Source organism: Streptomyces geranii, assembly GCF_002954775.1.
In the GTDB taxonomy this organism is placed as follows: domain Bacteria; phylum Actinomycetota; class Actinomycetes; order Streptomycetales; family Streptomycetaceae; genus Streptomyces; species Streptomyces geranii.
The window spans coordinates 292,148-302,670 of sequence record NZ_PJME01000004.1 but is presented as its reverse complement, the minus strand read 5'-3'; the positions used below and the strand labels follow the sequence as shown (position 1 = coordinate 302,670).

9 protein-coding genes are annotated in these 10,523 nt (G+C 71.9%); 5 read left to right on the top strand and 4 right to left on the bottom strand.

What is annotated here, in order from left to right; all coding sequences use genetic code 11:
* Window position 1: 1 nt before the first annotated feature.
* The 4 genes from CW359_RS08345 to CW359_RS08330 form a co-directional block, all read right to left on the bottom strand.
* Entirely contained in the window at window positions 2–259 is a 258-nt protein-coding gene (locus tag CW359_RS08345; RefSeq protein WP_105969127.1) for an acyl carrier protein, read from the bottom strand.
* 130 nt (window positions 260–389) lie between these two features.
* On the bottom strand, window positions 390–2,102 hold the full coding sequence (locus CW359_RS08340) for an acyl-CoA dehydrogenase family protein (protein ID WP_105969126.1): 1,713 nt from the start codon (window positions 2,100–2,102) through the stop codon (window positions 390–392).
* A complete protein-coding gene (locus tag CW359_RS08335) occupies window positions 2,099–3,931 on the bottom strand; it encodes an acyl-CoA dehydrogenase family protein (RefSeq protein WP_105969125.1) in 1,833 nt (610 codons plus the stop codon). The genes CW359_RS08340 and CW359_RS08335 overlap by 4 nt, the downstream gene beginning before the upstream one ends.
* The gene (locus tag CW359_RS08330; protein WP_105969124.1) at window positions 3,928–5,682 is read right to left on the bottom strand and encodes a fatty acyl-AMP ligase; all 1,755 of its coding nucleotides are present in this window, start codon (window positions 5,680–5,682) and stop codon (window positions 3,928–3,930) included. The genes CW359_RS08335 and CW359_RS08330 overlap by 4 nt, the downstream gene beginning before the upstream one ends.
* Window positions 5,683–5,821: 139 nt before the next feature.
* On the opposite strand from CW359_RS08330, the gene CW359_RS08325 reads away from it, so the two are divergent.
* The 5 genes from CW359_RS08325 to CW359_RS08305 all read left to right on the top strand — a co-directional run bounded on the left by CW359_RS08325 (window position 5,822) and on the right by CW359_RS08305 (window position 10,480).
* Window positions 5,822–6,784, top strand: coding sequence for an ABC transporter ATP-binding protein (locus CW359_RS08325; protein ID WP_198655132.1), 963 nt, complete (start codon window positions 5,822–5,824; stop codon window positions 6,782–6,784).
* Window positions 6,781–7,665: an ABC transporter permease gene (locus tag CW359_RS08320; RefSeq protein ID WP_105969123.1), complete on the top strand. Its 885-nt coding sequence runs from the start codon at window positions 6,781–6,783 to the stop codon at window positions 7,663–7,665. Before CW359_RS08325 ends, CW359_RS08320 begins: the two co-directional genes overlap by 4 nt.
* A gap of 56 nt (window positions 7,666–7,721) precedes the next feature.
* On the top strand, window positions 7,722–8,894 hold the full coding sequence (locus CW359_RS08315; protein WP_105969122.1) for an LLM class F420-dependent oxidoreductase: 1,173 nt from the start codon (window positions 7,722–7,724) through the stop codon (window positions 8,892–8,894).
* A complete protein-coding gene (locus CW359_RS08310; protein ID WP_105969121.1) occupies window positions 8,881–9,591 on the top strand; it encodes a thioesterase II family protein in 711 nt (236 codons plus the stop codon). Before CW359_RS08315 ends, CW359_RS08310 begins: the two co-directional genes overlap by 14 nt.
* Window positions 9,592–9,655: 64 nt before the next feature.
* Window positions 9,656–10,480, top strand: a complete 825-nt coding sequence (locus CW359_RS08305; protein WP_105969120.1) for an SDR family oxidoreductase — start codon at window positions 9,656–9,658, stop codon at window positions 10,478–10,480.
* The last annotated feature ends 43 nt before the right edge of the window (window positions 10,481–10,523 follow it).

Below are 10,523 nucleotides of genomic sequence, written 5' to 3'. Positions count from 1 at the left end.
GTCAGACCCGCTTCTCGCCGACCAGCCCCGACAGGGCCGCGCTGAGCGCGTCGACCGTGGGGTGGTCCCAGGTCAGCGCGTCGTCGACGGTCACCTCGAACTCGTCCTCGATGTCGGCGGTGATGGCCAGCGCCGTCAGGGAGTCCAGGCCGTAGTCGGCCAGCGGCCTGGACGTGTCGATGTCCTGCGGCGAACGGCGCAGATAGGTCGCCACGCGCTCGGTCAGCCAGGTGTGCACGTCACGGTTGCCAGCGGTCATGAGGGGGGTTCGCTTTCTCGGAGGGGGGAGTTGAGGAGCGGTCCGGGGCGCGGGGCGGCGAAGCCGCGTCGACGAGGGCGAACGGGCAGGACCGCTTACGGAGTTACGGAGTTGAGGTGGCCGGTGGGCCTCAGACGGCGAGCGGTCTTCCGGTCAGGCCGAAGGAGCGGCCGGTGTCGCGGCGGTCGAGGAGTTCGGTGAGGAGCGTGTCCTCGACCTGGGCGGGCAGCGGGCCCGGCCGGTGCGGCTCGCGGGCCGAGCGGTGCAGGGCCGCGCGCAGCCAGGCGGGGTCGGCGAGGAAGTTCCCCGGCTCGGCGTGCCGCCAGACCTGGACGCAGACGGTCCGGGACAGCAGGCGGACGTACCGGGTGACGAGGTCGTAGTACTCGGGGCGGGCGCCGACACCCAATTCCACCGGCGACAACTGACCGCACTCACAGGCAAGTTGGGCCAGTTTCGCGCGATCGGCGGCGACGGCGTCCCGCAGGTCGGCGTCCTCGGGCGCCCAGGGCTCGTCGAGGAGCGTGTGCAGCGAACCGGCGATCGGGTCGCGGCCCCCGGCGTGCAGGGCCAGCCGGTCGTACGGCAGCGGCGGCAGCGGCTCCGCGAGAGCGTACAGGTCGGCGGGGGCTGCCGTGCCGTGCCGGGTCCAGGTGCGGCGGGCCAGCAGGGGAAGCTGCGGGAGCAGGCTCATCTGGCAGGCGGCCCGGGCGATGTGGCCGAAACCGACGGGGGCGAGGTCGCGCAGCAGCTTCTGGAACAGCGCGGTCGGGCCCTCGCGCAGATAGAAGTGGGCGCCGAGGAGTTCGGCGAGCCGGTCCATGGCCTCCAGCAGCAGCCGGGACACCTCGAACTTGACCGCGGAGGCGTACACGCTCGCCGCACCGGGCACCAGGTGCAGCGCGCGGGCCCCGACCGCGCCGAGGGCCTCGGCCCGCAGCAGGTCGGCGAAGACCCCGGCCAGCACCGACCGGACGTGCGGGAGGGCGGTGGCGGGGCCGCCGTAGAGTCGGCGCGCGCTCAGGTGGTCGACGGTGAGGCGCAGTCCGGTGTCGAGGATGCCGGTGGCCATCGCGGGCAGGACCGTGCGGGTGATCTGGAGGGCCTTGAGGGCCGTCTCAAGGCCGGAGCCGACCGGGCCGAGGACGGCGGAGGCGGGCACGGGCAGGTCGTCGAAGCGCAGCCCGCCGAGCTGGACTCCGCGCATGCCCACGGTGCTGAAGCGCGGCAGATCGGTCAGGCGGGCGGGGTCGGCGCTCGCGCGGTCGACGAGGACCAGGGAGTGGCTGCGCGGCCCTGAGCCGGGGTCGGTGCGGGCGAGGACGACCATGGCGTCGGCGCGCGCGATGTTGGTGACGACCTCCTTACGGCCGCTCAGGCGCAGCCCGTCCGGTGCGGCGGTCGCCTCGAACTCCGTGCCGGCCATGTCGTTGCCGTGCGCGAGTTCGTGGAAGGCGATGGCGATTCGGTGGCCGTCGAGGAGCAGGCGGGCGGCGTGTTCGCGCTGGGGTGCGGCTCCCGCGGTCCACAGGGTGACACCGGCGATGAGCGAGCTGGCGCCGTAGCCGAGGCCGAGCGCGGGGTCACGGCGGTAGAGGGAGCGCATCACCTCGGCGAGGTGGTCGGCCCGTTCGAGACGTCCGCCGAGTTCGGGCGGGACGAACTCGGCGTTCAGGCCGTAGGAGTGCAGCAGGGACTCTCCGGCGGTGAGCATCTCGGCGCGTTCGTCGGCGGCGAGGATCGCGGTGGCGCCGGTGGGGTTGGCCGGGTCGGCGAGGCTGCCGAGGAGGTGTTCGAGTTCGTCGGCGCGTTTGGGGGCGAGGCCGGTCGTGGTGATGGTCATGCGGCACCTCCCCAGAGGGTGAACTCCGTTGCGGGTGTGGTGAGTACGACGTCGGCCAGGGCGTCGAAGAGGGCGGTGGCGTCGCTGTCATCGGCGCCGTGACTGCCGTGGGTCCCGTCGCCGTGGTCGGTGTCGTGGCTGCCGTCATCGCCGCCGCCGCTGCCTTGGCTGCCGTCGCCGCCCTCCTCGTCGAGCAGGACGGTCAGGCAGGCCCGTAGCCACAGGCCGTCCGCACCGAGTCGGCCCGTGCGCAGGGGCGGGTTCTCCAGCCACAGCAGGAGGCAGGCGGCAGCGGCGTAGGCGCGTTCGTAGGTCTCGGCCATGCCGAACGCCGTGCTGGGCAGTCCGCCCGCGACCGGGACGAAGTCGGCCGACTCCCTTTCCAGGCGGTCGAGTTGGGCAAGCAGTCGGTCGATGAGCGGGGCCGCCCGCGGTGGTCCCTGGTCACGTATGCGCGCCGCCAGGTCAGGCAGGGCCTGCACCGCACTGCATCCCGTCACCGACAGCATCGTCAGCCGGTCGCGGTCGAACGGCGGCAGGGGGGCGGTCAGGTCCGCAGCTGCTCGCAGGCCTTCGGCGTCCGTGCGGCGGTGGCTCAACTTCCGTGCCAGGCGCGGCATTTGGTTCAGAAGGGCGGCTCGGTTGACGACCGTACTGCCGTCGAAGATCGCACAGATACGGTGGTCGCGCTCCAGCTTGGCGAAGCCGTCGCCGGGCGGTGAGGTGAGGAAGCCGCGTACGCCGAGGAGTTCGCCCAGGGAGGTGAGGGTGTTCTGGGTGAGGGTCGGGACAAACGCCTTGGTGAGCGCCGAGATCGCGCTCAGTTCACCGGGCAGGGTGTGCACCGAGCGGGCGGACAGCAGGCTCACGGCCTCGACGGTCAGTGCGCCGGCGGCTGCCCGGCCGAGGATGCGGCGGACATGTGGGACGTCGGCGAGGCGGCGGCCGTACAGTTCGCGTCCCGTCGCGAAGTCGCGGGCCAGGCGGAGGGCGTGGTCGGCTGCGCCGAGGGAGAGCGCCGTGCAGGCGATTCGGGTGAGCTGGAGCGTCTTGAGGACCACGGCGATCCCGTCGCCCCGCTCACCGACGAGTGCGTCGGCCGGCACCGGGGCGTCGTCGAGGGCGAACCCGCTGATGTCGGCGCCACGGATGCCGTGCGTCCGGATCTTCGGCAGGTTGCGCCAACTGCCCTCCGGCAACTGGTTCTTGTCGACGAGGAAGAGGCTGAAGCCGCGTCCGCCGCCCGCCGGGTCGGTGCGCGCGAGGACGCAGGCGAGGGTGGAGCGGGTGGCGTTGTTGATGAGCCACTTCTCGCCGGTGAGCCGCCAGCCGACACTGCCGCCGTTGCCGGTGTCTTCATGACCGTTGGCATTTCCAGTGTCGGTGCCGCTGTCGGTGCCGGTGCCATCGGCCGCGTTCATGTCCGGGTCGGCCACCGCCGCGAACTCGCTCGCCAGCAGGTCGGCCCCGTGGTCGCGCTCGGTCAGCCCCCAGCAGACCGCCTCGCCGGCCCGTACGCGCTCGGCGAGCCGGGCCGCCTGGTCCGGGGTGCCGGCCACCCACACCGGGGCGGACCCGAGGAACGTCTTGCCGTGCGCGATGGCCACGGTCAGGTCGCGGCGGGAGACCGCCCGCAGCAGTCGTACCGTGCGGCTCAAGTCGCCGTCGGGGGTGAGGACGTAGTGGGCGGGCAGTCCGGCGGCGTCGAGGAGGCGGACGGCGTCGTCGGGGAACTCCTCGCGGTCGTCGAGTCCGGCGAGCGTGTCGGGGGCGAGGACGTCGTCCTCGTGGGTGGCGAGCAGGGTCTCCAGGTCGGCCGTGGTGGTCATCGTGCGGTCACCCGCCGGTGGTCGGCGAGGGCGGCGGTGAGGAGTGGGTCCTCGGCGAGGTGCAGGGTGTCCAGTTCGCCGGTGAGGTAGAGGGCGCGCATCGCGGAGCGCTGGACCTTGCCGCTGGTGGTGCGTCGTACGCCTGCGGGCCTGACGAGGGCTACGGCGGCGACCGGTGCGCCGAACTCGCGGGCGATGGTCTGCTTCATGTCGACGGCGATCTCGCCGAGCCGTTCGGCACCCCAGTGGGCGCGGATCTCGTGCACGGCGACGATCGCGGGGGCGGTGGCCACGGCGTCGTCGTGCCCGACCATGAAGGTGGCCCCGTGCAGACCGGCCAACTCCTCGTGCTGGGAGCGCAGTTCGTATTCGATGTCCGCGGGGTGCAGGTTGCGTCCGTGCAGGACGAGGACGTCCTTGCGGCGGCCGGTGATGTACAGCTCGCCGTCGATCAGGCCGCCGAGGTCGCCGGTGCGCAGGAACGGGCCGCGTCCGTCGCTCGTGCGGGCGTGGAACGTGGCGTCGGTGGCGTCGTCGTTCTCCCAGTAACCGGCGGCGACGCAGGGGCCGTCGAGCCAGATCTCGCCGATGCGGCCGTCGGGCAGGGCGTCGCCGGTGTCGGGGTCGACGATCAGCGCGTCGGATCCGCTCGGCGCCCCGCAGCCGACGAGGACGCGGGACGGCCGCGTGCCGGTGGCGGGCTTCAGCTCGCGGTTCTCCAGGGCGGCGGCGTCGGCATCGGTGCACCGGGCCGGCCGGCCGGAGGTGCCGGAGGCCATGAGTGTCGCCTCGGCCAGGCCGTACACGGGGATGAGCGCGTCGGGCCGCAGTCCGGCGGCGGCGAACCGTTCGGTGAAGGCCGTGACCACGTCGGCGCGGACGGGCTCGGAGCCGTCGGCCGCCTTGAGCCGGGACAGGTCGAGTGTGGCCAACTGCTCGTCGGTGACCCGGCGTACGCACATCTCGTAGCCGAAGTCGGGTGCGGCGGTGAAGTTGACGTCGCAGGCGTCCAGCATGCGCAGCCAGTGGTAGGGGCGGCGCAGGAAGGACATGGGGTCCATCTGGACGTATCCGCTCCCGCACAGGAGGCCGGGCAGCAGCAGGCCGATCAGCCCCATGTCGTGGTACAGGGGTATCCAGCCGCCGTATGTCGTGTTGCTGTCGTTGCCGAACATGGCGGCCATGCGGTCCACGTTGGCGGCCAGGTTGCCGTGGGTGACCATGACGCCCTTGGGATCGCCGGTCGAACCCGAGGTGTACTGGAGCAGGGCCAGGGTGTCGGGCGACACCTCGGGGGCGGTCCAGGCGTCCGGGTCTCCGTCCCCGGCGTCGGTCGGGTGGCAGACCGCGCCGACGACGCCTTCCTCGGCGATCCACTTCTCGACGTCCTGGAGATCGCTCTCCTGCGTCAGGACGGCGCGCACCCCGGCGTCGCGGGCGATGGCGGCGAGTCTGCGGCGCTCGTGGCGGTAGCGGCCCGGCAAGGGTGCCGGGACGGCGATGACACCGGCGTGCACACAGGCGGAGAAGGCGGTGGCGAACTCGATTCCCGGGGAATAGAGGAGGAGGGCCCGGTCGCCCGGGGAGAGCCGCTCCTGTATCCAGGAGGCGATGCGCCTGGAATGCAGATCGAGTTCTGCGCGGGTGCGCACGGATCGTTTGAGGTCGTTCAAGTCGGAGACGAAGGTCACGGCCGGCTGCTGCGGATTACGCGCTGCCTGTTCCCTCAGTGTCGTGAGTAATTCTCGCACGACGGAAACCGTACGGAATGACGGTCCTCGAACCAGTAGCGATACATTCACGAAATCGCCAAGAAATGCCATGAGACACACAAGAAACCTTGAACGCTTCATGATCGACTTCGATCACCGGTGGCCGTAGAACGGATCTGTGCATACCCCAATCACGTCGGCCGTCGCCGTACAGGGACTGAGAAAGAAATTCAGGGAGAGCCATGCCCTGCGTGGTATAGACCTGGAGGTACATCCGGGCGAGGTCCTGGGACTTCTGGGTCCGAACGGAGCCGGAAAAACCACGCTGGTGAAGATTCTGACGACCCTTCTGAAGCCGGATTCCGGCCACGTTCTGGTGAATGGCTGGAATGTGACGGCGGAGCCGGAAAAGGTCCGGTCCACGATCGGAATAGCTGGCCAGTATTCGACGGTCGACGGACTGCTCACCGGGTTCGAGAACCTGTATCTCATCGCGAAACTGCGCGGTGTGGGCCGCCGTACGGCCCGCCGTCTGGCGGACGACCTGCTGTCTCGTTTCCGCCTCACCGACGTGGCGGGCCGCCCGGCGGGTACCTACTCGGGCGGTATGCGCCGACGGCTGGATCTGGCCGCCGCGCTCGTCGGTTCCCCGCCCCTGGTCGTCCTGGACGAGCCCACGACCGGGCTCGATCCGGAGAGCCGGCTCGACACCTGGGAGGCGGTCGGCGAACTGGTCGCCGGTGGCACCACCATCCTGCTGACCACCCAGTACCTGGAGGAGGCGGACCGCCTCGCCGACCGGATCACCGTGATCGACCGGGGCCGGGTCGTCGCGGAGGGCACCAGCGACGCGTTGAAGGCGACCGCGGGCAACCGGCTCGTCGTGTGTGTCGCCGAGGACTGCCAGCTCGACGCGGCGGCACGCGCCGTACGGGAGGCCACCGGCGCCACCCCGACGGTGGACCGGCGGGCCAGGCGCGTGGAGGCGCCGGCCGCCGACGGCCGGGCCGCACTGGCCCGCGCCCTGACCGCACTTGAGGGCGAGCAGGTCGAGGTGCTGGAGATCGGCCTCAGCCGCTGCACCCTCGACGACGTGTTCCTCGGCCTGACCAGCCGCAACCGACAGGGGGCGGCGTTATGACGGCGACCACCGACACGCGAACGGCCAGCCCCTCTGGACAGGGCGCCCCGCCGACCGGCGCCTCCCCCACCCGAGCCCGCCGGAGTCCCGTCCTGCGCGTGCTCGCCGAGAGCGCCGACCTGGCCCTGCGCAACCTGCTGCATCTGCGGCGCACTCCGGGACTGCTGATCACGTGTCTGGTCGAGCCGGTCGTGTACGCCATGCTCATCGGGTACGTCTTCGGCAACAGCCTGGGCGGCCCGGCCTACCGCTCGTACATGCTGGGCGGGCTGCTCGCCCAGACGGTGGCCTTCACCACCACCTTCACCACGGTGGGGCTCTCCAGGGACCTGGAGCAGGGCATGGTCGACCGCTTCCGCACCCTGCCGATCTCCCGGGTGGCGCTGCTGCTCGGTCGGACCACGTCCGACCTGGCGACCTGTGTGGCGAGCATGGCCGTCACCACCGCCTGCGGGCTGCTGATGGGCTGGCGCCCGCACGCCGGCCCGTTCGAGGTGGCCGCCGGGTTCCTGCTGGCGCTGCTGTTCTCCTTCGCGATGTCCTGGATCGGCGTGTTCGTCGCCCTCGTCACGCCGAACGCCCAGGTGGCCGGCAGTCTCGGCCTGATCTGGCTGTTCCCGGCGACGTTCATCTCCTCCGCGTTCGTCTCCGGTTCCTCGCTGCCCGGCCCGCTGTCCACCGTGGCCGTCTGGAACCCGATCACCTCGCTCGCGAACGCCCTGCGCCACTTCTTCGGCAACACTCCCCCGCCGGGTTTCCGGGTGCCGCACGACTGGCCCGCCCAGCATCCCGCGCTGTACACGGCGGCCTGCTCGGCGCTGCTCATCGCCGTCTTCGTCACCCTGTCGACCTGGTGCTACCGCGCCCGCACGAGCCGCTGACCCGACCGCGTCCGCGACACCCGGACGACCCGCGCGCCCGCCCCACAGGAGCCCCCATGACCGTCCCCACCCCGCGCCCCACCCTGCGGCTCGGCCTCAACCTCGGCTACTGGGTCGGCGGCAACGACGCCTCCAGCCTCCCGCTCGCCAACCTCGCCGAGGACCTCGGCTACTCGGCGGTGTGGGTCTCGGAGGCCTACGGATCCGACGCCGTCACCCTGCTGTCCTGGATAGCCGCCCGCACCAGCCGCATCGACGTCGGCAGCGCGGTCCTGCAGATCCCGGCCCGCTCGCCCGCGATGACGGCGATGACCGCGGCCACCCTCGACACCCTCTCCGGCGGTCGGCTCAGACTCGGCCTCGGTGTGTCCGGGCCCCAGGTCTCGGAGGGCTGGCACGGCGTCGGATTCGGCTCACCGCTGGGCCGTACACGGGAGTACGTCGATCTGGTGCGCCGCGCTCTGCGCCGCGAGCCCCTGGAGTACGCGGGCCGCCACTTCACGCTCCCGCTGCCGGACGGCCCCGGCAAGGCGCTCGCCCTCACCATCCGGCCACCGCGCGAGCGGATCCCGGTCTACCTCGCCGCCCTGGGGCCGAGAAACCTGGAGCTGGCCGGGGAGATCGCCGACGGCTGGCTCCCGGTGTTCTTCTCCCCCGCCCACGCCGACCGGCAGCTCCGGCCCCTCAAGGCCGGCCTCGCGAAGTCGGGGCGCACCCTCGACGGCTTCGACATCGCCCCCGGCGTACCCCTGGTGACCGGCCCCGACTGGCGGGCCTGCGCACGCCGGGTGCGGGGGTACGCCGCGCTGTACCTCGGCGGCATGGGCGGCCGGGAGGACAACCACTACACGCAGCTGGCCGAGCGCATGGGCTACGGCGCCGAGGCGCGGGCCGTGCAGGAGAGGTTCCTGGCCGGTGACTACCCGGGCGCCATGGCCGCCGTACCGCTCGAATTCCTGGACGCCACCTCGCTGTTGGGGCCGCGTGAGCGGATCGCCGAGCGGATGACGGCGTTCGCCGAGGCGGGCGCCACCACGCTCAACGTGATGCCGGTCGGCCCCGGGCTGCCCGGCCCCGACCGTGCCGCCGGGGCGCTGCGCATCGCCGTCGAGGCGGCGGAGCTGGCCAGTCTGCTCGCGTCCGACCCTCGCTCCGGAACCCCTCGCCCACAAGGCACGCACGAAGCACCCCACTCACAAGGAGAGGCCCTCACCCATGACCACGCATGACACGACCAAGCTGATCTGCCTGCCGTACGCCGGGGCGGGCGCCTCCTTCTTCCGGCCCTGGACGGCACTGGCCGGGGGCTCTCTGGAGATCGTGGCGCTCCAACTGCCGGGCCGGGAGCGGCTGATCGACGAGGAGCCCTACCGGGACGCCCACCAGGCCGTCGACGGCCTCATGGCCGAACTGCGGGAGCGGCTCGGCTCGGACGGGGGCCGGGTGGCCCTGTTCGGGCACAGCCTCGGCGCGGTGCTCGCCTACGAACTCGCCCACCGGTTGGCCGCCGAGCCCGGCGTCGAACTGGTCCACCTGTTCGTCAGCGGGTCGCCCGAACCGGCCCGGGGGCGCGAGCGGCGGGCCACCGGTCTGTCCGACGAGGAGTTCCTCGCCCAGGTAGGCGAGTTCGCCGGCTACCACCATCCCGCCCTGGACGACCCGGAGATGCGCGAGATGATCCTGCCCGCCCTGCGCGCGGACGTAGAGATGCACGAGAACTACACGCCCTCCACCGGCCTCCCGCTGGATTCCCCGCTCACGGTCGTCCGGGGCGAGGAGGACGACCTCGTCGGCTACGACGACGCCGAGTCCTGGAGCAAGGTCGCCGGCCGGGACTTCGAGCACGTCGAGGTCCCCGGCGGCCACATGTACCTCACCGACGCCGCGCCCGCGCTGGTCCGGCTGATCGTCTCGACGGTCCTGTAGCCCCGTACTCCCCGCCCTGCTCCAACTGCTCCCCCAACGCGCCTGATTCTGCAAGGAGTTCACCATGCGTCTGCACGGCAAGTCGGTCCTCGTCACCGGTGCCGCCCGTGGACTGGGCCGGGCAGCGGCCGTCGCCTGTGCCACCGAGGGCGCCGATCTCACCCTCCTGGACATCTGCGCCGACCTGCCCGGCGTGCCCTACCCGCTGGGCACACCGGGCCAGTTGGAGCACACGGCCGCGCTGTGCCGGGAGGCGGGCGCCGCCGTCCTCACCACCACGGCCGACATCCGCGACCTGCGTGCCGTACGGGAGGCGGTGACGCGGGCCGAGGACCGGTTCGGGCGGATCGATGTCGCCGTCAACAACGCGGGTATCGCGGCCCCTTCGGGCAAGCCGGTGCACGAGATCGACGAGGACGAGTGGTCCCTGATGATCGACGTTGACCTTTCCGGGGCCTGGCGGGTGATCCGCGAGGTCGGCAAGGCGATGAGCGCCCGGCGCGCGGGCAGCATCGTCAACGTCGCCTCCACCGCCGGGCTCGTCGGCTACCGCCACTTCGCCGCCTACGTCGCCGCCAAACACGCCGTCGTCGGCCTCACCAAGGCCGCCGCACTCGACTACGCGCCGACGAAGGTCCGCGTCAACGCGGTCTGCCCGGGCTCGGTCCGCGATGACGCGGGGGCCGAGGGGCGGATGCTCGCCGAGATCGCCAGGGCACTCGAAGTCCCGGTCCACGAGCACGAGAAGACCTTCACCGAGGCCCAGCCCATGAACGCGCTGATCGAGCCGGAGGACGTCGCCGCCGCGATCGTGTTCCTGGCCTCGGACGAATCCCGGCAGATCACCGGATCGGTCCTGACCGTGGACGGCGGCTTCAGCATCCGCTGACCGAGCCCGCACACCGTCCGACCTCCCCTGAACGACAAGGAGT

Excerpts from the sequence above, each read along its gene's own strand:
- CW359_RS08345 (WP_105969127.1), bottom strand. The coding sequence starts at position 259 with ATGACCGCTGGCAACCGTGACGTGCACACCTGGCTGACCGAGCGCGTG.
- CW359_RS08340 (WP_105969126.1), bottom strand. The coding sequence starts at position 2,102 with ATGACCATCACCACGACCGGCCTCGCCCCCAAACGCGCCGACGAACTC.
- CW359_RS08335 (WP_105969125.1), bottom strand. The coding sequence starts at position 3,931 with ATGACCACCACGGCCGACCTGGAGACCCTGCTCGCCACCCACGAGGAC.
- CW359_RS08320 (WP_105969123.1), top strand. The coding sequence starts at position 6,781 with ATGACGGCGACCACCGACACGCGAACGGCCAGCCCCTCTGGACAGGGC.
- CW359_RS08315 (WP_105969122.1), top strand. The coding sequence starts at position 7,722 with ATGACCGTCCCCACCCCGCGCCCCACCCTGCGGCTCGGCCTCAACCTC.
- CW359_RS08310 (WP_105969121.1), top strand. The coding sequence starts at position 8,881 with ATGACCACGCATGACACGACCAAGCTGATCTGCCTGCCGTACGCCGGG.
- CW359_RS08305 (WP_105969120.1), top strand. The coding sequence starts at position 9,656 with ATGCGTCTGCACGGCAAGTCGGTCCTCGTCACCGGTGCCGCCCGTGGA.